At 36.5% G+C, this 23,188-nt stretch carries 22 protein-coding genes, 1 tRNA gene and 2 pseudogenes; 15 read left to right on the forward strand and 10 right to left on the reverse strand.

Annotated features, from left to right (window positions below; all coding sequences use genetic code 11):
• The first annotated feature begins 63 nt into the window (after positions 1 to 63).
• Positions 64 to 1,167 carry a phospho-N-acetylmuramoyl-pentapeptide-transferase gene (mraY, locus tag STA7437_RS08365; protein ID WP_015192951.1) on the forward strand — a complete coding sequence of 368 codons (1,104 nt, stop codon included), beginning with the start codon at positions 64 to 66 and terminating at the stop codon, positions 1,165 to 1,167.
• A 79-nt stretch (positions 1,168 to 1,246) separates the two neighbouring features.
• Positions 1,247 to 1,762: a helix-hairpin-helix domain-containing protein gene (locus tag STA7437_RS08370; protein WP_015192952.1), complete on the forward strand. Its 516-nt coding sequence runs from the start codon at positions 1,247 to 1,249 to the stop codon at positions 1,760 to 1,762.
• 8 nt (positions 1,763 to 1,770) lie between these two features.
• On the opposite strand, the gene STA7437_RS08375 is transcribed toward STA7437_RS08370, so the two are convergent.
• The gene (locus tag STA7437_RS08375) at positions 1,771 to 2,421 is read right to left on the reverse strand and encodes a YdcF family protein (RefSeq protein ID WP_216087100.1); all 651 of its coding nucleotides are present in this window, start codon (positions 2,419 to 2,421) and stop codon (positions 1,771 to 1,773) included.
• Positions 2,422 to 2,604: 183 nt separating this feature from the next.
• Here STA7437_RS08375 and STA7437_RS08380 point away from each other — a divergent pair, with 183 nt between their 5' ends.
• The gene (locus STA7437_RS08380) at positions 2,605 to 2,922 is read left to right on the forward strand and encodes a DUF1825 family protein (protein ID WP_015192954.1); all 318 of its coding nucleotides are present in this window, start codon (positions 2,605 to 2,607) and stop codon (positions 2,920 to 2,922) included.
• An 11-nt stretch (positions 2,923 to 2,933) separates the two neighbouring features.
• On the opposite strand, the gene STA7437_RS08385 is transcribed toward STA7437_RS08380, so the two are convergent.
• The gene (locus STA7437_RS08385) at positions 2,934 to 4,850 is read right to left on the reverse strand and encodes a transglycosylase domain-containing protein (protein ID WP_015192955.1); all 1,917 of its coding nucleotides are present in this window, start codon (positions 4,848 to 4,850) and stop codon (positions 2,934 to 2,936) included.
• 220 nt (positions 4,851 to 5,070) lie between these two features.
• Between STA7437_RS08385 and STA7437_RS08390 the strand changes: the two genes are divergently transcribed.
• Positions 5,071 to 5,142: transfer RNA gene (locus STA7437_RS08390), tRNA-Val, on the forward strand.
• A 221-nt stretch (positions 5,143 to 5,363) separates the two neighbouring features.
• A complete protein-coding gene (locus tag STA7437_RS08395; RefSeq protein WP_216087101.1) occupies positions 5,364 to 5,600 on the forward strand; it encodes a hypothetical protein in 237 nt (78 codons plus the stop codon).
• Here the strand turns inward: STA7437_RS08395 and STA7437_RS08400 are convergent.
• Positions 5,582 to 6,685 (reverse strand): annotated as a pseudogene (locus tag STA7437_RS08400) (IS701 family transposase). The gene STA7437_RS08395 and the pseudogene STA7437_RS08400 overlap by 19 nt on opposite strands.
• Positions 6,686 to 6,816: 131 nt before the next feature.
• Between STA7437_RS08400 and STA7437_RS08405 the strand changes: the two are divergent.
• Positions 6,817 to 9,069, forward strand: a complete 2,253-nt coding sequence (locus tag STA7437_RS08405) for an FdhF/YdeP family oxidoreductase (RefSeq protein ID WP_015192956.1) — start codon at positions 6,817 to 6,819, stop codon at positions 9,067 to 9,069.
• Between the two features lie 50 nt (positions 9,070 to 9,119).
• Here the strand turns inward: STA7437_RS08405 and STA7437_RS27085 are convergent, their stop codons facing one another.
• The 3 genes from STA7437_RS27085 to STA7437_RS08420 all read right to left on the reverse strand — a co-directional run bounded on the left by STA7437_RS27085 (position 9,120) and on the right by STA7437_RS08420 (position 13,353).
• Complete coding sequence (locus tag STA7437_RS27085) at positions 9,120 to 9,485, reverse strand: hypothetical protein (RefSeq protein ID WP_041619261.1); 366 nt, start codon at positions 9,483 to 9,485, stop codon at positions 9,120 to 9,122.
• Complete coding sequence (locus tag STA7437_RS08415; RefSeq protein ID WP_041619263.1) at positions 9,472 to 11,835, reverse strand: two-partner secretion domain-containing protein; 2,364 nt, start codon at positions 11,833 to 11,835, stop codon at positions 9,472 to 9,474. The genes STA7437_RS27085 and STA7437_RS08415 overlap by 14 nt, the downstream gene beginning before the upstream one ends.
• A 360-nt stretch (positions 11,836 to 12,195) precedes the next feature.
• Positions 12,196 to 13,353 (reverse strand): pyridoxal phosphate-dependent aminotransferase, encoded by a 1,158-nt coding sequence (locus tag STA7437_RS08420; RefSeq protein ID WP_015192957.1) that lies wholly within the window; start codon positions 13,351 to 13,353, stop codon positions 12,196 to 12,198.
• Positions 13,354 to 13,652: 299 nt separating this feature from the next.
• Between STA7437_RS08420 and STA7437_RS08425 the strand changes: the two genes are divergently transcribed.
• The 3 genes from STA7437_RS08425 to STA7437_RS08435 all read left to right on the forward strand — a co-directional run bounded on the left by STA7437_RS08425 (position 13,653) and on the right by STA7437_RS08435 (position 17,198).
• Positions 13,653 to 14,978 carry an ABC transporter ATP-binding protein gene (locus tag STA7437_RS08425; protein WP_015192958.1) on the forward strand — a complete coding sequence of 442 codons (1,326 nt, stop codon included), beginning with the start codon at positions 13,653 to 13,655 and terminating at the stop codon, positions 14,976 to 14,978.
• A gap of 130 nt (positions 14,979 to 15,108) precedes the next feature.
• The gene (locus STA7437_RS08430) at positions 15,109 to 16,563 is read left to right on the forward strand and encodes a glycoside hydrolase family 13 protein (RefSeq protein ID WP_015192959.1); all 1,455 of its coding nucleotides are present in this window, start codon (positions 15,109 to 15,111) and stop codon (positions 16,561 to 16,563) included.
• 431 nt (positions 16,564 to 16,994) lie between these two features.
• Positions 16,995 to 17,198 carry a hypothetical protein gene (locus STA7437_RS08435; RefSeq protein ID WP_015192960.1) on the forward strand — a complete coding sequence of 68 codons (204 nt, stop codon included), beginning with the start codon at positions 16,995 to 16,997 and terminating at the stop codon, positions 17,196 to 17,198.
• 24 nt (positions 17,199 to 17,222) lie between these two features.
• Here STA7437_RS08435 and STA7437_RS08440 read toward each other — a convergent pair whose 3' ends face one another.
• The 4 genes from STA7437_RS08440 to STA7437_RS08455 form a co-directional block, all read right to left on the reverse strand.
• Positions 17,223 to 17,597 carry an ArsR/SmtB family transcription factor gene (locus STA7437_RS08440; RefSeq protein WP_015192961.1) on the reverse strand — a complete coding sequence of 125 codons (375 nt, stop codon included), beginning with the start codon at positions 17,595 to 17,597 and terminating at the stop codon, positions 17,223 to 17,225.
• A 229-nt stretch (positions 17,598 to 17,826) separates the two neighbouring features.
• Positions 17,827 to 18,288 (reverse strand): cupin domain-containing protein, encoded by a 462-nt coding sequence (locus tag STA7437_RS08445; protein ID WP_015192962.1) that lies wholly within the window; start codon positions 18,286 to 18,288, stop codon positions 17,827 to 17,829.
• Positions 18,289 to 18,526: 238 nt separating this feature from the next.
• Positions 18,527 to 19,315 carry a globin domain-containing protein gene (locus STA7437_RS08450; RefSeq protein WP_015192963.1) on the reverse strand — a complete coding sequence of 263 codons (789 nt, stop codon included), beginning with the start codon at positions 19,313 to 19,315 and terminating at the stop codon, positions 18,527 to 18,529.
• A gap of 154 nt (positions 19,316 to 19,469) precedes the next feature.
• On the reverse strand, positions 19,470 to 20,246 hold the full coding sequence (locus STA7437_RS08455; protein ID WP_015192964.1) for an SAM-dependent methyltransferase: 777 nt from the start codon (positions 20,244 to 20,246) through the stop codon (positions 19,470 to 19,472).
• 184 nt (positions 20,247 to 20,430) lie between these two features.
• On the opposite strand from STA7437_RS08455, the gene STA7437_RS26115 reads away from it, so the two are divergent.
• The 6 genes and pseudogenes from STA7437_RS26115 to STA7437_RS08485 all read left to right on the forward strand — a co-directional run bounded on the left by STA7437_RS26115 (position 20,431) and on the right by STA7437_RS08485 (position 23,176).
• Positions 20,431 to 20,850 (forward strand): hypothetical protein, encoded by a 420-nt coding sequence (locus STA7437_RS26115; RefSeq protein WP_015192965.1) that lies wholly within the window; start codon positions 20,431 to 20,433, stop codon positions 20,848 to 20,850.
• A 131-nt stretch (positions 20,851 to 20,981) separates the two neighbouring features.
• Entirely contained in the window at positions 20,982 to 21,167 is a 186-nt protein-coding gene (locus tag STA7437_RS08470; protein WP_015192966.1) for a type II toxin-antitoxin system HicA family toxin, read from the forward strand.
• The gene (locus STA7437_RS08475) at positions 21,167 to 21,379 is read left to right on the forward strand and encodes a type II toxin-antitoxin system HicB family antitoxin (RefSeq protein WP_015192967.1); all 213 of its coding nucleotides are present in this window, start codon (positions 21,167 to 21,169) and stop codon (positions 21,377 to 21,379) included. The genes STA7437_RS08470 and STA7437_RS08475 overlap by 1 nt, the downstream gene beginning before the upstream one ends.
• A 40-nt stretch (positions 21,380 to 21,419) precedes the next feature.
• The gene (locus STA7437_RS08480) at positions 21,420 to 21,626 is read left to right on the forward strand and encodes a type II toxin-antitoxin system HicB family antitoxin (protein WP_015192968.1); all 207 of its coding nucleotides are present in this window, start codon (positions 21,420 to 21,422) and stop codon (positions 21,624 to 21,626) included.
• Between the two features lie 6 nt (positions 21,627 to 21,632).
• Positions 21,633 to 21,733, forward strand: a pseudogene (locus STA7437_RS27665) (type II toxin-antitoxin system HicA family toxin); the annotation flags it as partial.
• Between the two features lie 315 nt (positions 21,734 to 22,048).
• Entirely contained in the window at positions 22,049 to 23,176 is a 1,128-nt protein-coding gene (locus tag STA7437_RS08485; RefSeq protein ID WP_015192970.1) for an iron-containing redox enzyme family protein, read from the forward strand.
• Positions 23,177 to 23,188 lie beyond the last annotated feature (12 nt).

Below are 23,188 nucleotides of genomic sequence, written 5' to 3' on the forward strand. Positions count from 1 at the left end.
TCGAGTTGCAATCTATTGGAGAGCAGATTAGAATAGTCAGGCATTTACGGGGATAAGCAAATTGTGAATGCTAAACTATTCTCTCTAAGAAATTTCAAAAATCCTTCTGGGATTACTCTGCTTCTATTACTTATTTCGATCTTAAGCGTTGTGGCACTAGCTTTTGATTGGACTACCAATAGATTTACTTTATTAACCAATCAACTTACTCTGCCTCTTCTTACTTGTGCCTTGATCACAAGTGTTTTAGGCTATTTTACAGTGCCAATTTTACGCAGGTTAAAAACAGGACAAATCATTCAAGAAGATGGTCCCAAAACCCATCTTAATAAAGCTGGTACTCCGACAATGGGGGGTATTTTTTTTATACCTGTAGCAGTGGTACTCGCTTTAATTTGGGCAAATTTTACACCTGAAGTAATTGCAGTTGCTTTATTGACTCTAGCTTACGGTGCGATCGGTTGGTTTGATGACTGGCAAATTTTAATACAGCAATCTAATAAAGGCATTTCTCCCAGAATGAAATTAACTTTACAAATTGCCGTAGCATTATTGTTTTGTATTTGGCTGATTTGGTATGAACCAGCTAATATTACCACTGTAGCTTTACCTGGAGGAATTAATCTTTCTTTGGGGTTACTTTTCTTGCCTTTAGCTGGATTTGTCCTAGCAGCAGAAAGTAATGCTACCAATTTAACCGATGGTGTAGATGGTTTAGCAGCAGGAACAGGTGCGATCGCATCTTTGGGATTGGGTATTTTAATTGCTGCCCAACATCCCGATTTAATGCTCTTCTGTGCTTGTTTAGCAGGTGGTTGTTTAGGTTTTGTCGTTTATAATCGTAATCCTGCCACTGTTTTTATGGGTGATACTGGTTCATTGGCGTTGGGAGGCGCACTTGCTGGTGTCGGCATTTTAAGTAATAATCTTTGGGGTTTATTTATTGTTAGTGGTCTTTTTTTTGTTGAATCTCTTTCGGTAATTGCTCAAGTTAGTTATTACAAAGCGACTAAAGGGAGAGATGGAAAAGGTAAGCGTTTGTTTAAAATGGCTCCGATTCATCATCATTTTGAACTGAGCGGTTGGACAGAAACGCAAGTTGTAGGCGCATTTTATTTAATGAATACTTTATTAGTCTTGCTCGCTTATTTTGTTAGCTACAATTAAAATAATCTTGATAATTAATGATAAGTAATAAAGAGCCGTTTTTTATTAATAGTTGATTTTTGCTCAAATCATTGATCGTATGTTTAATCTGCAAAAACTAACGCTCAAAAACCGTCTTTTAAACGATCCTTACTATCGTTTACAATCCCTTCAAGAAGTACAAATTGCTGCCGAATTAGGCATAAAAATAGATGTTAATCAAGCAGGAATTGATGATTGGTTAAGATTACCAGGTATTTCCATTAATCAAGCGCGATCGCTTGTAGAATTAGTAGGAATGGGAGTTCAATTATTTTGTCTAGAAGATGTAGCAGCAGCAATTAGTCTTCCTGTACAAAGGTTATTACCTTTAGAACCAATCTTACATTTTGAATACTACGATCCCATTAGTCCTCTAAGTCCTCAACGAGTTAATCCGAATGAGGCTTCTATAGAAGAAATAATCCAAATTCCAATTTTAAATCAAGATTTGGCGCAAAAAATTGCTGAAAATCGGCGAATAAATGGTAAATATCGCAATTTAGCTGATTTCCAACGGCGACTTCAGCTTAATAGTCAAGTAACTTCTCAATTGATGTACTATCTAAGATTTTGATCATCAATTTAGAATAGAGTTTGTCTTTCACAAACAAAACCCTTCTTTTGCCAAAACGATAAATCGACCTCACTTAATTGATCGACTCGATCACAAGTAGGATGAAATAATTGACTTAAATAAGACCAGCCCAAACTACGAATTACATCTATTATTGTCTTAAGAGCAAATTCTTGATTACCAGGAATACCTTTTTCTGGAGCAAGATCTAAATCAATCCAAATACCATGAGAACCCAGAATAATATTAGCTAACCATTTTGCTCTAGGTAAATGAGTCTTAGAAGTAATTAATTTAACTTTATGTACCTTCCAATTAGTTAAAATAGGTAAACTAAAGAAAAAATTACCAAAAGTTGATTCGGCACATTTTTCTAAGATAACTCGTTCCAAATTGATTTGTTCTTTTTGAAAAACCTTGAAAAGACAAGGAGCTTCAGAACCTTGAGAAATTAAAATTGGGAGCTTAGGATATTGTTTGGCGAGTTTAGCTGCATAAATCTCACGATTAATACTTCCTCCCAAAACTAAAAAGGCATCAACTGGCATAGCAGCATTGCTAGATAATTTAACCGTAAAATTAAACAATAAACTTAAACTTAATATCCCTACAATTAACAAAATTACCAGTTTAAGCGATCGCGAATAGATTTGTACCATAAATCTAGATGCCAATATTTGATCAAAATTTTGACGAAGCTGAAGCAGGCGCATAGCGTACCCCATTCCGTCTCAAGTTTCTTTCGGAAAACCGTATTTTACTCAAATTTTCTTCTGACTTAAAATAAAAATTAGCTAAAAAAATATATAAGCAAAAAAAGTATATATAAAGAGTAAAAATATATGGGATTTTTTGATTCTGAAGTAGTACAACAAGAAGCAAAAAAATTATTTGAAGATTATCAGTCTCTCATTCAGTTGGGAAGCGAATACGGTAAATTCGACCGCGAAGGCAAAAAAATCTTCATCCAACAAATGGAAGCTTTGATGGAACGATATCGCATTTTCATGAAGCGTTTTGAACTATCTGAAGATTTTATGGCACAGATGACCATTCAACAATTAAAAACGCAACTTGGTCAATTTGGCATGACTCCCCAGCAAATGTTTGAACAGATGAATATGACCTTAGAACGAATGAAATCTGAAATTGAGCGATAATTTATCTAATTCTAAGGACGAGGAAATTTAGAAGCTGAAGGAAAATATTGCATCGGCTCATTATCAAGAGCTTTGAGCATAAAAGAACGCCAAATAGGTGCAGCATAACTTCCGCCGGTAACTCCTCTACCTAAGCTTTGATAATTATCATTACCAATCCAAACAGCTGTAGCTAATTGAGGAACATAACCCACGAACCAAACATCTCTCTCTGAAGAAGTTGTTCCTGTTTTACCTGCTGCTAGTCGACCAATACTAGCATTTTTACCAGTTCCTTCAGCAATAACTCCTGTTAGTACACTAGAAAGATTAGCAGTTGCCCAAGGGTTTAATAACAACTTGGGTTGAGGTCGATTGTCTAATAATAAATTACCTTTACTATCTGCTACTTGAACAATAATAGTCGGGTCGCTATGCCAACCGTTACTAGCAAAAGTCGCATAAGCTCCTGCCATCTCTAATGGTGTTACGCCAATTGAACCTAAAGGCAAAGATATAACTGGTTCTAGTGGACTTTTAATTCCCAGAGAGCGACACACTTCAATTACTTTATCTAAGCCAACCGCTTTCCCTAGTTTAACTGCTGGTATATTAGCAGACTGAATTAAAGCTGTTCTCAATGACATTAAACCCGAAAAAGAACCGCCATAATTTTTGGGAGTATAATAACCAGAAGGTACGCGATAGGTAATCGGAGAATCATCAATAGTAGAATATGGTGTGTACTTTCCACTAGCAAAAGCCGTATAGTAAACAAACGGTTTAAAAGAAGAACCTGGTTGACGACGAGACTGAATTGCACGATTAAATTGACTTTTATCGTAACCAACTCCACCCACTAAAGCTTTAACAAAATGAGTACGTGGATCAACTGCCACTAAAGCTACTTGATCTGCACGAACTCCTGCTCTTCTTAAATTTTGATGTCCTTGAGTAACGGTTTCTTCTGCCATTTTTTGGAAATTATAATCAATGGTAGTTTGAACGCGCATACCACCTTGAGTCACTGCATCTTGACCAAATCGTTCCTTTAATTCCGTGATCACCGCTTCAGTAATAAAAGGTGATTTACTAGTCCGCCAGGCAGTTGGTTTAGCTACCAGTAAAGGTTCTTGACGAGCTTGTTTTTCTTGTTCGGGACTGATCCATCCTAATTCTCTCATTCGCTTGAGAACTAAAGCTTGTCGTTGTTTAGTTTCAGTGTAATTAATATAGGGACTATACTGTTCTGGAGCTTGTATTAAACCAGCCATCATGGCAGCTTCCGCTAAGTTTAACTCAGAAGCACTTTTATTAAAATAAGTCTCTGCTGCGGTTTGGACTCCATAATTATTATGACCCCAATAAATATTATTGAGATACATATTTAAAATTTCATCCTTACTAAAAACTTGCTCGACTCGAATGGCAAGAATTGCTTCTGCTAGTTTACGAGTAAAAGTACGTTCTCTAGTCAAAAATAGATTTTTAATCAGTTGCATCGTTAACGTAGAAGCACCTTCTGCTACACCTCCTCTTTGCCAGTTAACCCAAACAGCACGACCAATACTATAAGGATTGATTCCCTGATGTTGATAAAAATGACTATCTTCGATCGCAATAACTGCTCGTTTTAATTCGGGAGAGATTTGGTCTAGAGAAACTACTTCTCGATTGGCTTCACCATGAAGACTGGTTAGTAGTCTACCTTTGATGTCATAAATATAACTTGTTTCTGAAGGTTGATAGTTACGCAATACTCTGACATCAGGAAGATTACGAAAGCTAATTGCCAATCCGACTAATCCCCCCGCAGCAATGGCACTAGTAATCATCGCAGTTCCAAGAATAGTTCCTCCTGCTGCTTTTACTGTGCCAACCAGGAAGGAAGCAATATTAGTAGAGTCTTTTGAAAATTTTGGTTTTTGTCCAAGAGCTTTAGACGACACGATAGTTCCCTTCCTTTGCGATCAAGATTAGCCAATATATTATGGCCGAATAGTACATTATATTTAGTTAAGTTAGAAATTAAAATAGCCTCTGACTAAGCGATCTTAGCTAAAAAAATTTAGCCCAGTGTGGCTGGAGCAAAAATTTTTCCAATATCTTTGAAGAGATTTTTTGAAATTCTTCTTTTTTTGTTTTGATTATGTTATTATTTTGAAGCACGGGCGATTAGCTCAGCGGTAGAGCGCCTGCCTTACAAGCAGGATGCCACTGGTTCAAATCCAGTATCGCCCATTTAAAACAACCAGCGTCATAGCTTGGGATTATGTCCTCTTTCGGATTGTTCGGTACTTTGAATTTGGTTTATTTTTCTCATAGTAGTACCAGATGAGTACCAAGTCTAGATACTTTACGTATTAATTACATAATCCGCGATCGCTAAAACACATCATAACCTTGACAACAACACGGACTATGCTTTCTCTGGACTATTTTATCGACTGCTAAGTTTTCCCTTGTTCAGCCGTTACTTGGATGAAGACCTACTGCAACAGCAAGGAATTCAAAATAGCCGTGCGATGAGAAATTTGGCAATCTTTTCTCAGCTACTCGATAAGTTTGAATATCTCTACAACCTCACCGTCTTAAGCCCTGGCTTTTTAGATAAACATCTTAGGAATTTATTCAATCAGTTTTTCCGCTTCCTCAAAGATGGCGGTATTGATGAGTATAGTCATTTCAATTTAGAGTGAGACAATCTCTTCTTGCTAAGAAAGGCTTTCAGCCGAAAAAATGTTTCATTCTTATTTGAAACAACTATATGAAGATAAATTCTTTGTAATTCATACCAATTGGAGATTATTTTGCTCACTTCAAGCATTTGTTCGTTTAGAAAAAATGCTTGAAGTGAGCAAAATATATGTGTTCTAATTGCATGACTATCTCTCACCATAAAGCGACAAATACCACATACTTGTTTAATGGGAAAACTTTCAATTTGCCAATGAGTATCATGAATGGTGATAAATTCATGCCTAGTTATCTGCTCGATATTTTCTGGTTCGGGTGAGTAGAAAATATAGTGTCTAGAGTCTTCTTTTTTGAAGACTTTCCTAAACAATTTAACAAACCCAAATTCCCTCAAATGAGTTATCAAACCTTGGTCTGGAAGCTATAGAATACTCACTTGACAATACTTTTTCGGTTCAGTGGAGACAGTTCGGTTTTTTTCAACACCGAATAGAAAACCTAACAGGGTGATTAGAGATGGCGAGGAAACCTCGCCCTCTCTCACCCTCAATTTCTGGTTTCTTAAAAATTTCAAGTTTTCTGTTCTTGAGTACCAACTATCACCTGTTACTAATTTTGGTTTTAAACCCCAATCTATCACCTCCAGCAACATTTCTTGAAAATAATTATTCTTCGTTTTTCTCTCTTTTTTGTCATATATTCTGTAATTAATTGGAACTGAATGACCATGAATATCACTGTAATATAAAGTTATTAAATTCAATCCTTTGATACTTTTATGGTATTTACCTGACCAAAAATAGTCGATTAACTCGGCATTTTTGGGCTGGCTATACACCTTTTCTATTACTGTGTCATCAACACTTAAAATCCCACCATTCACATTGATTATGCTGGTTACCAGATTGAACAAATCTTTTGGTTCGTATCTTTCTCTGAGCAAAAAGCGGTTCACACTATCATGGGAAACGTTTCCAAGTATTTCTGCTAATCTACTGCAACCCCCATGCTTTGGTTCTGATAGCAAAAATAGGGTATAGTGTTCCAGATTGCATTGTGCTGTCGAGGTTTTGCTAATTTCTCTAATGTTCTCATCCCTCAAGGTAGACAACTCTCGTTTTTAACTGCACTATTTTATCATTCTGTCAATGCGTAAGTTCTATTTAATTTTGCTCACTTACTTAAGAAATTGCATAAATTAAGATAAAAATAAACTCCATGAACGAAGATCGCAAAGCTATCAATGGTGAACCAAATCAGGATACCCCTAAAATGGGCGGAGGTTTACCAGTTGTTGAATATTGGGCAAGACATACTCTTTCTCCAGAAGGATTAAAATTGTGGCAAACTCTATTTCATAAAAGTGCTTGTCTTTCTTGTTCTTGGGGAACAGGAGGACAAAAAGGAGGTTTTACTAATGAGGTAGGGGAAAAAGTTCAGCGTTGTATGAAGAGTGTGGAATCGATCTCCGCAGAAATTCAACCTCCCATCTCAACTCAATTTTTTGCCCATCAAACTATTACTCAATTACAACAACTTTCTTCTTTAGAGGCGGATCGATTAGGTAGATGGAGTTTTCCTATTATTTTGCGTTCGGGTAAATCTAATTACGAACATATTTCTTGGTCAGAAATTTATCAAATTGCTACGGCAGCTTTTCAAAAACCACCAGAAAGAGTTGCTTCTTATAGTTCTGGTCGTTCTTCCAATGAATCTGCTTATCTGTTGCAACTGATGATGCGGGCATTAGGTTCTAATAATTTAGCCGACTGTTCCGATCTTTGTCATGCCCCTTCTACTTTTGGTTTGAAGCAGATGTTTGGCAGCGGGACATCGATGGTTAGTTTGGAGAGTTTAAAACAAACTGATTGTGTAGTCTTGGTTGGTGCTAACCCTTCTTACAATCATCCACGCTTGATGAATGAATTGATTAAGTTGCGGGATAGAGGCGGTAAAGTAATTGTAATCAATCCAGTCAGAGAAATAGGACTAGTTAAATTTGGTTCTCCTTCTTTTCCTGTTACCTCTTTAATTCAAGGTTCAGAAATTGCTTCATTGTATCTACAACCGATCCCTGGTAGTGATGTTGCTTTATTTGTAGGTATTCAAAAATCTTTAATTGAAAAAAATTTAGTTGATTACAAATATTTGCGATCGCATACAGAAAACTGGCAAGAAGTAATTGAACAGGTAAACCAAACAACCTGGGAAGAGATCACTACAGTTTGTGGCATTTCTCAAGCAGAAATTGAAACTGCTGCTACCATCATTGGTTCATCTCCCAAAGTAGTTTTTGCTTGGGCAATGGGTATTACACAACATGAAAATGGTGTAGATAATGTCTATAGTATTGCCAACACTGCTTTATTAACAGGTAATGCGGGTAAAGAAGGTGCGGGAACTATGCCGATTAGAGGTCATTCTAACGTTCAAGGTTTCGGTTCTATGGGCGTTACTGTCCGCCTGAAACAAGAAATTCAGCAAGCATTAGAAAAACTCTTAGATCGTCCTCTTAGTCGCGTTCAAGGTTATGATACTAGGTCTTTAATTGAAGCAGCAGACGGAGGTGAGATAGATACCCTAATTTGTGTTGGTGGTAATTTATATGCAGCAAATCCCGACTCAACTCAAGCCAAACGAGCATTAGGTAAGATAAAAACCATTATTTATTTAGCAACTAAACCGAATTTAGGACATTTTCACGGATTAGCCCAACAAAATACTATTATTATTCCTGTCCTGAATCGCTTTGAAAATCCTCATAAAACTACTACTGAATCAGGTAATAACTTTGTTCGCCTCAACGATGAAGGTACGACCCATCTCAAAGATGCGGATCTTATTTCTGAAGTAGAATTTATCACCGAACTTGCCCACCGCATTCACGGAGAATACCCAGTTAATTGGCGTAAACTGCAAGATACTAAATATGTTCGGCAATTAATTGCCCAAACAATTCCAGGATTTGAAAAGATGGCAAATCTTGATGAGACTAAGCAAGAATTTACGATTGGCGGACGCATTTTTCCCGAACCAAAATTTGCTACTTCTTCTGGTAAAGCTGCTATGTTTGTTACACCATTACCTCAACTTGATCTTCCTGATCCCAAAGCGTTTAAAATTCCCGATTCCAAAAAGAGTGTGGTAGTTGCCTTAATGACTGGGCGCAGCTATTCTCAACATAATACAGTGGTTTACAAAGTTGCTGATAAATATCGAGGGATTCCTCATCGCAATTGTATTTTGATGAATCAAATTGATGCTGAAATGGCTGGAATCAAAGAACATCAAAGAGTTACAGTTCAGGCAGATGCAGGAAAGTTAGAAAATGTCGAGGTCATTTTTGGTACAGTACGTCAAGGTGCAGCTTTGATGTTTTATCCTGAAGTTAATGCTATTTTTAAAGCTAGAATAGATCGGCGTTGCGGTACTCCTGCTTTTAAACGAGTTCCTGCTGTAGTATATGCATGATAATAATATTGTAGGGACAATTCATGAATTATCCCTACACAATTGATCTGTTAAAACTGTCCGCAGTTAGGCGATTGATTCCCAATGCGTTGAGTATTATCAGTAGGATAAGCAGTTAAGATTACTGTGCCATCAGGATTTTTTACTATTCCCCGCGCTGGATAAATCGCACCTTGCGATGTAAGTATTGGTGGATATTGTTCTTGTAAGGCTTTTTCTTCTGTTTCCGTGTACAGCGGGACGCTTTCACCTTCAATAATTACTGTCTCAGAAGGCATTGGTTCGATAGGTGTAGGAGGAATACCTCCTTTTCCTTTAACTACAAAAGTATTTTCTCTATCAGCAAGGATATCTTGTGCTGTTTGAGTAGCATCGCAGACTCCAGCAACTACTTTATCTGGTTCAACTACATACATTTTCTGGTGCTTCCGATGTTTCTTGAAACACTTCTACATCAGGAGTGTTAATACTAACATTACCATCTAAACTAAATTGAGAACTAGCATTAATATCATTTGTAATCGGATTAAGTTCCCTTTCAGCTAGCCCAAAAATCCCTTGAGTATTAATATTAATATTTCCGCCTATTCCTTGTTGAGCATCAGCCAAAATATCATTATTTTGATTAGGAAAAGCAACTACAAAACCAGCATCGATCTTAATATTACCGCCATTACCAGAACCACCAGCTTCTGTAGAAATTATACTGTTATTGCGTAATGATAAGAGATTATCGACTTCCAGAGTAATATTTCCACCTTCACCTGAGACAGTTTCTGCGGAAATAGAGCCTTGATCCTCAAATTTAATTGAATCAGCAGAAATAAAAATATTTCCTCCGTTTCCTGTAGAGCTAGCAAAATTACTAGCAAATACCCCCGTCTCTAATTTTAGCTCTTGTAAAATTTGTTCGTCAAAAGGAGATTTATTGGGAGGATTACCATTATTTAAAACAATATTGTCAGCAATATTTAGATTAATATTTCCTGCATTTCCACCTTTGTCATTGCCTGTAACAATCTTGCCTCCATTGCTTAATTCTAAAAAATTGGCATTAATATTAATATCACCACCATCAAAATCGTTTTCAGTTAAAGCATCAATAACCGAACCAGTATCAAGTTTGATAGTCTCAGCATTAAGAGTGATGTTACCAGCTTGCCCGGTTGAACCTCGTTTAGCATTGGTAGAAATTAAAGAAAAATTAGCTAAGGAAATTGAAGGAGAAGAAATACTAATATCACCACCATTTCCTTCTACATCATTTTGTACTTGAGAAATAATTAGGGCAAGAAATGGTTTACCGTCAGAAGAAACTTGATTAGAACCATCAAGAATAACTGCATCTGTAGCATTAATAGTTATATTACCTGCATCTCCTTTACCTTGATTATCAGCCAAAATAAATGATTTATCTTCAAGCCGAAAAGAGCCTGTGTTGATAGTAATATCGCCTGCGTCACCTTCTCCATTCCCAATTACTTGAGAAAGTATTACATTATTTGCTTCATCTGTACCATTATCAAGCACAACTGAATCTTTAGCATTAATTGTGATGTTTCCTACATTGCCTTTGCCATCAATTACTGCACTAAAGATAGCTCCACGTTCAATCAAAATATTATTAGCATTAATAAAAACTTCACCAGAATTTCCTTGCGAAAAATTGGCAGATGTAATTTTGCCTTCGTTGTTAATTTCTAAGAAGTTAGTATTGATAAATATTGCTCCTGCGTTACCTTGAGCATTGCTTTTGTTTTTCTCATTATCTCTTTTTTTAGGTGTTAACCCGACATGATTATTAATTTCTGTGTCTAATCCTATATCGTCATTACTGCCAAGTATTTTGACCGCATCAGTGGCATTAATGGTAATATCTCCTGCTTGTGCAGTTGGTGAACCACTATTTTCAGCAATACCTGCAAGTAGTTGACTTTTCTCTGATAAAGTTAAGTTACGAGCATTAATATTAATAAATCCGCCACCACCACCAGCAACATTAACGAAAGACCCGTTAGTTAAATTAATATCTGCCCTTGCTACATCATCAGGAAAAATTAAACTACCTTCATTACTAATACCTATTTCTCCTGCTTGAGATAAACCCCCTAACTCAACTCTACCTCCTGGTGCAGTGATTTTTCCTCCTGCAAAATTAAGATTGCCACCAACTAAAGTAATGTTTTTTCCTGTGTCTACCTGCAACCCAACACCATTAGCTGTAGATTGATTGGTGATTGGTTGAGGATTATCCCGAAAATTTAAACCAATTGGCGCATTAATCGTTAAAATCGGCTGTGTTTGGGTATCCGTCGCACTAAACTCCACCCCATCGGGAAATAAAATACTATCAGCAGTAGAACCATAAAAAGAACCACCAATATCTAAAGAAGCACCTTCACCAAAAACAATTCCCGCAGGATTGATTAAAAATAAATTGGCACTACCGTTTGCTTTTAGTAAACCATTGATGTTAGAAATATTACCCCCTGTAACGCGATTGAGAATATTAACTACATCGGATGCATTGTTAAAAAAAGCTTCTGATCCTGTTGGGATAGAAAAGTCTTTGAAACTATGAAATAAATTTCCACCGCTAGAAGTACCACCAGTAATTTCAACTCCTGTTGCAGTAGGATTAACTTCTGTCGGTGTGGATAGTGTGCCATCTGAACTAATAGATTGTGCTGTGACGGGATGAGCAACTAAGGAACAACAAGTGTAAAAACCAACTTGAAAGAAGGGAAAGAAGGCTTTATCTCTCATTTTTAATATTTATTTTGTCTGACTTATAAATTATTTAATAATACCAATTTCCTCAATTTTAATTGTGTTTATCAAAAAAAAGTTGATAATTTGTTGCAAAATTCTTAAGATTAAACTTTTTTTCTGTAAAAGAAAAATAATATTTGTTTCTAATACAATTGCACTAAAAAAGATTTATTTTGGAGTAATTTCTGCTTTTTGTTTAATTCAATGTATTAATAAAATAGTAGAGTAACTACGGATTTTATCTATTATTACTTTGCACCCCATTTCTTCTAAATCTTCAACTCAAGCAAAAGAGCTTTTTAAATCTCCTTTTAGCAATAGTTCTTCTCTAAAACAAGATTGAGGTAGCGAAAACTAACTAACAAATTTCTCTAATCGCTTTAATCCTTCTTGAATGGTTTTTAAATCGGTTGCATAGGAAAGACGAATACAATTATCTGCACCAAAAGCAATCCCAGGAATAGCTGCTACTTGTTGTTCCTCAAGTAAGGCATTACAAAATTCTAAAGAAGTCATCCCTGTTTTTCTAATATCAATAAATAAATAAAATGCACCGTAGGGTTTAGGACAACTTAATTTGGAAATGCTACTAATTGCTTCATACATTACTTTTCTTCTTACAGTAAAAGCTTCAAGCATTTCTTGAACACAAGCTTGAGAATGATTTAAAGCTGCGATCGCTCCGTATTGAGCAAAGGTGCAAACATTAGAAGTACTATGACCTTGTATTTTGATTGTAGCGTCAATTAATTCTACGGGTGCAGCAGCGTAACCTAATCGCCAACCAGTCATTGAATAGCTTTTCGCAAAACCATTACTAGTAATTGTTCTTTCAAATACTTCAGGTGCGATCGAACCAATGCTGAGGTGTTCGACACCATCGTAGAGAATTTTTTCGTAAATTTCATCAGAAATAACTAATAAGTCGCGATCAACAATGATTTCTGCTATGGTACGAATTTCTTCGGGAGTATAAACTGTTCCTGTGGGGTTAGAAGGAGAATTGAGGATAAATATTTTAGTTTTGGGCGTAATTGCTGCTTTTAATTGTTCGGGAGTGATTTTATAGGCGTTTTCAGCTAAAGTCTCCACAATTACTGGTGTTCCTCCTGCGAGTTTCACCATTTCTGGATAACTCAACCAATAGGGTGCAGGAATAATAACTTCATCCCCATGCTCAATTAATGCCAAGATGGTATTAAATAAAGAATGTTTTCCGCCATTGGTCACAATAATATTTGCTGGCTGATAATTGATATTGTTATCAATCTGTAACTTAAGAGCGATCGCGTTTCGTAATTCTGGTTCACCTGCTGCTGCACCGTAGCGAGTTTTGCCTGCATCTAAAGCTTGTTTGGCAGCCTCACAAATATGTGCTGGAGTTGGAAAATCTGGTTCACCAGCACTGAAACTACAGACATCAATGCCTTCTGCTTTCATCGCTTTGGCTTTAGCTGCGATCGCTAGTGTTAAGGAAGGGGTTACTTGACTTACTCTTGCTGCTAATTTCATCTTCAATCAAATTTAAGATTTTTCTAACTACACGCCCGACTGCCCAAAGTATAGTTTCTCAAAGTCTAATCGAATTTAAATAATTCATAGTATTTTTCTTCACAATTTCTAGATTAGATGTCTAAAATTTATTAATTGGTGATGGTTAATGGTTGGTCGCTACGCGCACCTTCGGTAAGGTTGATTGTTAATCCCTGATAATTAGTAATTAGTAATTAATAACTGATCACTGGTCACTGATAAGCGATCATTGATAGTATGCTAGGCGAAACAAGAATTATTATTTGATTTGAATCGTAGTGGCAAAAGTTGTTGTCGAAAACGTTTACAAAAGCTACTCTCGTCGTGAAGGAGAAGAAAATTTTACTCCTGTGGCGACAGAATCACTGGTTGCTTCTTCCTCTCAATTAAGTTCTACTCAAACTAAGTCTTCTAGCAAAAGTTCTCCTCAAGTAAATGTGTTGCGGAATATTAATTTTACCGTCGACGATGGGGAGTTTATGGTTTTGGTTGGTCCTTCTGGTTGCGGGAAAAGTACCCTATTACGGATTATCGCAGGTTTAGAAGAGTTAACTGCAGGTAATATTTGGATCGGGAAAAGTTTGGTTAACGATCTGCCACCTAAAGCTAGAGATATCGCGATGGTGTTTCAAAATTACGCTCTTTATCCCCATCTCAAAGTTTATGATAATATCGCCTTTGGTTTGCGACGGACTTCTTCTCAGAAAGGGAGAACAGGAGAAGGGGGGCAGAAAAACAATAGTAAGATGATCTCTAAATGGTTAGAGAAATTATTAGTTAGTGCAACTCGTTCTTTACCAAGAAATTTCCGTTATCTTTCAGCTACAGAAAAAGAAATTGATCGACAAATTAAATCTGTGGCAAGTTTATTACAAATAGAAACTTTACTTCATCGCTTACCAAAAGAACTATCGGGTGGACAAAAACAAAGGGTAGCATTAGGAAGAGCGATCGCTCGTAATCCCCAAGTGTTCCTGATGGACGAACCTTTATCCAATTTAGACGCTAAATTAAGAGCAGATACCCGCGCTCAAATCGTGAAATTACAAAGACAATTAGGCACAACTACTATTTACGTTACTCACGATCAAACCGAAGCTATGACCATGGGCGATCGCATTGCAGTAATGAATCAGGGTAAAATTCAACAAATTGCCCCACCTTTAGAAATTTATCATCAACCTGCTAATCGCTTTGTCGCAGAATTTATTGGTTCACCACCGATGAATTTTCTGCCAGTAGAATGGGTTGCACCTTTAACTTTAAAACATCCGCAATTTTCTCTTACTTTACCTCCTCATTGGAGTCAACCTCTCCAAGCTTATCAAGGTAGATCTTTATTATTAGGGGTTCGTCCTCAACATTTTTACCTTAGTGATGCGAGTCAAGAAAATTTTAGGGCGATCATAGATTTAGTTGAAGCTTTGGGCAATGAAACCTATATTTCGGTTCATTTAGCAGAAGATATTAACTGTAACTTACAAATCAGAATTCCTACAGAACAATTTGTTTGTACAGGTAAATCTATCAATGTATCGATTGACGTAAATAAAATCCATCTTTTTGTAGGGGATAGTGGAGAGTCAATTTTGTTAAATAGTTAATCGTAATTACACACTTAATCAAATTGTTGTCACTCACAACTAAAATTCCAAGACAAAATTTAGCCGTCTTTCAACTGTGTAATTCTCACACAATAAATTACTGAAGTTAGCAGAGTAATAAGGAATAATAATGACAATTAAAACCCCAGATTGGGTCAAAAATGCCGTTTTTTACCAAATTTTCCCCGACCGATTTGCGATCGGTTCTCAAACTCCTAAAGGACATTGGCAAGCATCGAGTTTAGAAGGTTGGGATGCTACTCCGACACTTCAAGGTTATAAAGGTGGGAATTTATGGGGAGTAATTGAAAAACTTGATTATCTTAAAGATTTGGGAATTACAGCAATTTACTTTACTCCTATTTTTCAATCTGCCTCCAATCATCGCTACCACACTCACGATTATTACCAAATCGATCCGATGTTGGGCGGTAATGTCGCTTTTCAAGCGTTAATTGAGGCTGCTCATCAAAAAGATATTAAAGTAATTTTAGATGGAGTTTTTAACCATGCTAGTCGTGGCTTTTTCTTTTTTAATGATATTCTCGAAAACGGCCCTTATTCTCCTTGGTTAGATTGGTTTAAAATTCATGGTTGGCCTTTATCTGCTTATGATGGTAGTAAACCTGCTAATTATGAAGGATGGTTGGATAATCGCGCGTTACCTGTATTTAACCACGATAATGAGCAAGCCAGAGAATATATTATGCAGGTAGGGGAATATTGGATTCATCAAGGAATCGATGGTTGGCGATTAGATGTTCCCGAGGAAATTAAAACTCCTGGTTTTTGGCAAGAATTTCGGACTCGGATCAAAGCAATTAACCCCGAAGCTTATATTGTTGGTGAAATTTGGTTTGATGCTAGTGAGTGGTTGGATGGAACGCAATTTGATGGGGTAATGAACTATATGTTTGCTGTACCAACCATTGCTTTTGTTGCAGGCGATCGCTTTAGAAGAGAATGTTCTCAGTTTCATTATCACCCTTATCCAGGTATTTCTGCCGAAGAATATGCGAGCAAAATTAAAAATTTACTTCATTTATATCCTTGGGAAATTCAATTAACTCAACTCAATTTATTAGATAGTCACGATACTGCTAGATTAATTACCTCTTTGGGAGGTGACCAAAAAAGTGTTGAATTAGCAACTATTCTTTTATTTACTTTTCCTGGTGCGCCTAGTATTTTTTATGGAGATGAAGTAGGTTTGATTGGAGCGAAAGATCCTGATAGTCGTCGTGGTTTTCCTCGACAAGAAAAGTGGGATTTAGAAGTATTAAATTATCATCGTAAATTAATTTCTCTTCGCAATCAATATCCTGCTTTACGGACTGGCAATTATCAGATTTTATCTGCCGAAGATTCAGTTTATGTCTTTGCTCGCTCCTTAGAACAAGAAACAATTATTGTGGCAATTAATACTGATTCTGATGCTCAGCGAGTTAATTTTTCTACCTCTGGTTTGCAGTCAACTCCCAGTCATTTACTTTATGGAGATGCTCAAATTAGTTGGCAATCAGTTGAAGAACAAAATTATCTCGAATTAACTATTCCTCCCCAGAGTGGCTTAATTATTGGATAAATTTGCTTCAAGGGGAGATACTCTAAAATTAGAATCGCTGGATTTGATTGAAATTTTGGACAGAGTTGAAAAATATGATTTTTGAGCCAAGGTGGGCAAATTATTTAACCTGAAACGCTTTTTTCTTTGATTTTTGCTCACCCTATTTTTTAACGCATTTCTCACGCTCTATGAAGTACATCCGTTCGATACGGATTGAGCGTTGATAGTAGATTGGTAATTAGTAATTAGTAACTGATAACTGGTGTACCTTACCAATATGAGAAACCCTATAATTTTGGTCAAATATTAAATCGGATTATGACTAAAGACTGATATTTTTCCAGCGTTGACATTGCTAGATTGAATTTAGATAAACAGCTAAACTGTCTAAAATCCTGAGCCGATTAGAAACAGATTTAGCAACTATGTAACAAATTTATTTTCTGCAAATGAATAACCATTCAGAAGAAACAAACAACCAACAATCAGAACCAACCACATCTAATGAAATAAACACTCCTATTGAAGCCAGTCAACGTAGAACAGGACAAGGAACAAATACGGATGTTAGAGAAGGAGCAGCACCTGAAGCTCCAGGATCAGCTAATCCTCAAGTTGAAGGCGACCCAAATCAAGGTACGGAAGCTCGTTAATACCTTATCTAAATTAGTTATAATCTATTTAGAAGAAATGCTAAAAGTATTTAATTGTTTAAATCTTTTTGCCTGTTCCTGCATCCGTTCGTAAAGGCGATCGCAAACTAACTCGCATAACTCAAAAATCATGGGGTCTTTAATTTCATAGTAGACACTCACTCCTTGAGGTTGACGAGACAGGATTTCTGCTTCGGTCAACATTTTTAAATGTTTTGATAAATTTGCCTGTCCTAAACCCGTTGCTTCACCGATTTCACTGACATTCATTGGTCCGGCTCTCAAGCAACTTAATATTTGTAACCTACTCACTTCTGAAAGCACTTTAAAATAATCAGCAACTGGAGCAAGAAATTCTGGAGGCTTTGAGGTGTTTTCACGAGTAGGATTAGTGGACATGGACAGATGAAGTTAACTATATAATTTATATAACTATATAGTATGTTAACAAAAAATCAAATTTTTCTTGTTCAAGTCAGACTCAATCCAATAATTTTGAGTTCGACACGGTTAGAGCGATCGCAAATACCAAAGAATTTAGAGAGAAGAACTTTTGCCCCACACTAGCAACAGCTAGCTAAACCAAGAGTTTCAAGAATTTCTGGGCAAACAGCCAAAATCTCTGTTACTAAGAATCATAAACGCTGCCATTTTTGTGAGTAAAAATCCAAACACCATCTTGATCTTTTGCCATCAGATCCTCATCAGGATAATCAACTGTATCTTCTGGCGTTCTATCTCCAATCTCTATATAAACTACATTTGCATTAGAACGATTTAGCAAATGATGTCCATCAGCTTCTCCTGCTGGAAATCCTGCTGCCATTCCCGCTGGTAAAATTTGTTCGCCAGCATTAGTAACTAAAGTAGCTTCACCAAACAAAATATAAATAAATTCATCTTGTTTAGTATGCCAATGCCTTAGCGCAGAACGACTTCCTGGTTCAAGTGTTACTAAGTTAACTCCAAAATTTTTTAACCCTGCGAAATTTCCGAGTTTTTTCTTAATTCTTCCTGAGATATAAGTTTGAAATTGTTGGGGATAATTAGAACTTCTCTGACCTGATATCTTTTGCGGATCGATAATCATGTTATACTCTTGCTTTGTTCTATTTGCTCCTATTTAACCAATTAAAAAGCTGAGAAACAGTTAATTTTAATTAATTGCATCTAAGGCAGACAAAGCTTTCAACAAAATACTGTTCTTGAAAACTCACCGAAAGTGTCAAAAGGATGCCCCCACAGATGATGACAAATGAGGCGTTCAATAGTAATTAAATGGACTTGATCTAAGAGAGCAAATTTGATTCGCCCCACAGTCCCCCGATTTATGAATTGTTCCTACAATAGATTTGTTGTTCTCGGTTAATAAAAACTTCAGCTAATACTTGATAAGCTTCTGTCCAAGCGGTCATTACTTCTTTCGTGGCAGCATCTCCCAAAACATCTTTGATTGCCTGTAATAAACTTTCTCCAACAATGGCATATTGTTCTGGTTGAACATAAGTTGCCACATGACGATGGGCAATTTTTTCTACCATTGATTGCAACGCTGACAAATTATCAATCTGAGTAGCATAACTATAAACCGCAGTAGCAAGTTTGGCAGGTTGAGAACCATTAGCTTGGGCAGACATATCAAATTGTTCTTTCACTTCTGGATGGTTGCGGAACATAATTTCATACATCTTCTTCGTGATTTTTTCGCCATGCTGTTTGAGGAGAGGTGCTGTAGATTTAACAATGTCAATTGTTTTTTGACTAACTTGATTTTTGGGGTGTGGATGTTCGGAAAGAGTCAGTAAAAAAGCAAGATTTTCTTTAGCTTGTAAAGCATGAGGTGCATTGGCAGGCATAAAAACAAATACACCTGAGTTCAAAGCAATTTCTTCATTGTTTAAAGTTAAAATTCCTTGTCCTTCAATTACTGTAACTACTGCATTCCTAGTTGAAGTATGTTCGTCGATTTCTGTACCTTTAGCTAAACAGAAAAGAGTGTATTGACAGTTATTATCTTTGAGTAAAACTTTACTGAGAATACCTTGTTTGGGATATTCAATCAAATCTTTTAAAGTAGCAGTAAATGAATTGTTTACTGAAGCTAATCCATTACTCATATTTTTTCTCCTATAAATCTTGGTTATTTTGCTCTCGGTATTACCCTCAATTTGTCATTCCGAGTGAAGCGAGGAATCTAGCAAGCTGCAATAAAAGGTTTCCTATTTCCTAGAGATTCTTCCTTACGTCAGAATGACATTGCTAAAAAACGCCCTACATTTTTACTGTTGACATAAAAACGATGTAACCTAAATCCCGTTGATGTTTTTGAAAACTGCGACGCATCTGCCAAACTCTCTGACGTAAAGGTGCATTAGTCAAAATCTTCCAGCAAATTTTTAATGTGCCGAAAATTCCTTCATCTCGAATCATTTGCCCTAAATTTAACAGTCCCATTGCACCTGTCTGCTGTTGTTGTACAGTTAAACCAGCAGTAGCACAAACAGACTGCCATTCTTCTACAGTTAACGGCTGAGAATTAACCCGAATTGCTTGAGATAGAGTTTGATAAACTGCTGACTTGTTACCTTTAACCAAAAGTTCATGAGATAAGAATTTGCCACTCTGTTGAAGATGATTATGAATTGCTTGTAAAACTTTTGCCTTTCCTGCTGGTGATTGCATCGTAAGAATAGCTTCAGCTAAGACATAATCAAACTTTTCTGTAATCTTATCTAAATGAAAGATATCACCCTCAATAATTGTTATCCGATCTTCTAAACCAGCATTTTTAATGTTTTCTCTGGCTTTAGCAACACTTTCGGGATTTTTTTCGATTCCCACAACCCGAACATCAAAACGTTTCGCTAGGGAGATAGCACTTTCGCCAAAACTAGCTGCTAATTCTAATACTGTTTCTCCTGGTTGGAAATTAGCCCAAGTAAATAGTTGTTCGGTGGCTTTTCTTCCCCCAGGACGTAAAATCTTTTTACCTGCTGCTGCTAAAGTTTGATGACCAGGTGCAGTGGCAAGATTTAGAGTGGCTGTCATGAGTTTTATCCCCAACTCGATACTCTTACTTTGACATCAAGTTTTAGTCCCGTCTTTGAGGTAGCTCATGTTGGAGTGTAAAGTTTTGTTATGTTTGTCTTTTGTCCTTATGTAATTGGTTATTAATGAGCAAACATAGCAATTTATTTTTATAATCGTACAAATTGAATCATTCAAGACAAATATGGCTATTTTTACTCCAAAAACCTTAAAATTAATTACATATTTCCCCAAAATATTTATTTGCTTAGTTTTAAGCTCATCAGTATCTTTAATATTATGTCCATCTAAAAAAGTATTAGCAATCCCACATTTAGTTTCAGGTACAAAAATTTTAGCTATGGGTGTGGATGAATGCAAAGCTAGAGCTACACAAGCAGGAACTATAGCATTCACAAGTGAGAAATCATCTGAATCTGACTTAGGTTTTCAACTATTTGGTTATACATCACTAAGTTCAGTAGTTATTTATTGTATTGAAAGACCAGAAAGAACAGTTGTTACTATTACTACTAGCTCTGATTCAAGTGATGAGCATTTTGGCAATGCACCTGCTCTTTATCGCAGAATTTGGTCATTTATGGAAACTGATATGTGGAAGTAAATGGAATAATAAGTTTTGGTATTCGATTTTTATAAATTTAGTTAACAAAAGAAACTCAACAACTTTTTATTTAATTAATTCTGTTACTTCAATGCGATCTGTGAAAAAAAGCGATCGCCTAAAATTAGGGGATGAAAGTTAGAGATATAATCAAACTAATCGAACAAGATGGATGGTATCTAGCTCGAACGCGAGGCAGCCATCGTCAATACAAACATCCTATTAAATCGGGTTTGGTCACTGTACCAGGAAAACTAAGTGACGATTTGGCTGTAGGAACACTAAACAGCATATTAAAACAAGCGGGTTTGAAATAATGCAATATTTAATTGTGATTGAAACAACAGAAACTGGTTATTCTGCCTATTCTCCCGATTTACCAGGTTGTGTTTCCACTGGCGCAACTCGTGAGGAATTAGAACAAAATATGCGTGAAGCGATTGAATTTCATCTTGATGGATTGAAGGCAGAGAATTTAGAAATTCCACAACCCACAACCTCATCAGCTTATGTAGAAGTTGCAGCCTAAGTATAAAACGCTTTATTCTGCATTTAAAACATAGAATTTCATGAAAATATTTACCTCAATTGTTGAGCGAGATTTGGATACTAATTTTTACGTTGGTTATATCCCAGGATTTAAAGGCGCACATTCTCAGGGAAAAACTTTAGACGAGTTAAAGGAAAATATACGAGAAGTAATTGAAATGTTGTTAGAAGATGAAAATATAATCTTTGACAGAGAGTTTGTAGGTACACAACAGATTGTGGTCTAATGATTAATGAGTAATATTCCTGTTTTAAAACCACAAGAAGTTGTCAGGATTTTAGAGAATCTGGGATTTCTAGAAGTGCGTCAAAAGGTTCACATAAGCAGTTTCGATTATTTGATTAACTGGTATTGGTTACCTTGGAATATCGCCAAAAGAGCGATCGCTTAAACTTGAAAGATGAAATTTACAGATAAACAAATATATTTACAGCATTTTTAAGTAATACGCCCAAAACACCTAAAACTAAACTTTTATAATTTAAAAGTAATACATTTGACTTGGGGATTCTGTCTATAGATGGACGTGACAATTCTGTTAAATTGACTACACTACAGTCTAAATACATTCACTTGAGAGATTGGTTAGGTTTTCGTCTCAATCAATCTGGCGGTGAGTTAATAGAAAACGATCCTCAGTAACATTCTATGATTACAGATGTCAATCCTCACACTTTGATCAAAAAAGTTAAACATCATACCTCACCTACGGTTGAAAACCGAGATTTTCTCGTTGCAGAAAACCAACTCATTGAATTATTAACGTTAGAAGAGTTAGATAAATATCTTACTCAATCTCCTGAGCGAGTTGAGAAATTGGAAGCAGCGATCGCAACTGCCCTTCCCCTGGCTTATGCCGATCCTTTAACACCTGGAGATGCAAACGCTCATCGATTTTTACAGCGAGTTTTGTACCGTATTAATCGCCTCAATTTATTCTGGTACGATGATTTAAATCATTATCAAAATGAGAGATCGTTTTATTTACAGTGGATACGCGATCGCATTGAATCGGTATGGCAGGCTTGGGAACTGGCTCAGATAGATATTGAAACTCTTAAACAGCAGGATGTAAAACAAACTTTAACAGAATGGGGTGAGGCAGATCTAAATCCTCCAATAACAGAAAATCGAAGTTTCTTACGGAAAGAAATAGATCGAGAAGGATATCGATGGTTATTAGCGATCGCATCTCTGGACGGTTTAGTAGAAGCTAGTCGGATGTCTCGAATCCTTGGGGGAGCTAGTAATGAAGTTCAAGCAACCTTGATTCGAGTTTTGCTAGAAGAATATGGCAATGGTCGTCTCTCACGCAAGCATTCCACCTTTTTTGCCAAAATGATGGCTGAAATGGCGTTAAATACAGAACCAGAAGGATATTTTGATCTAGCTCCCTGGGAATTGCTTGCCAGCATTAATCACAACTTTTTACTCACTGAATGCAAACGTCACTTTCTGCGTTACAACGGTGGATTGACTTACTTTGAAATTGTTGGTCCGTCTATCTACACAGATTATCTAATAGCTGCTCAAAGATTGAACCTCAGCGAAGACTCATCAGGGTATTGGACTTTGCACATTCGGGAAGATGAACGACACGGACAGTGGATGTTGCAGGATGTAGCTCTTCCCCTCGCAGAGCAATATCCCGACAACGCCTGGGAAATTTTGCTTGGCTATGCCCAGGAAAAGTTGATTGGAGAACGTGCTGGTAAAGCGGTTATTCAATGCATCAAACAAGCAGAGAATCCTCTTCCTGTTATTCCTTCGGCGTAATTGCCTATTTTT

It is taken from the genome of Stanieria cyanosphaera PCC 7437, assembly GCF_000317575.1.
Lineage (GTDB): Bacteria > Cyanobacteriota > Cyanobacteriia > Cyanobacteriales > Xenococcaceae > Stanieria > Stanieria cyanosphaera.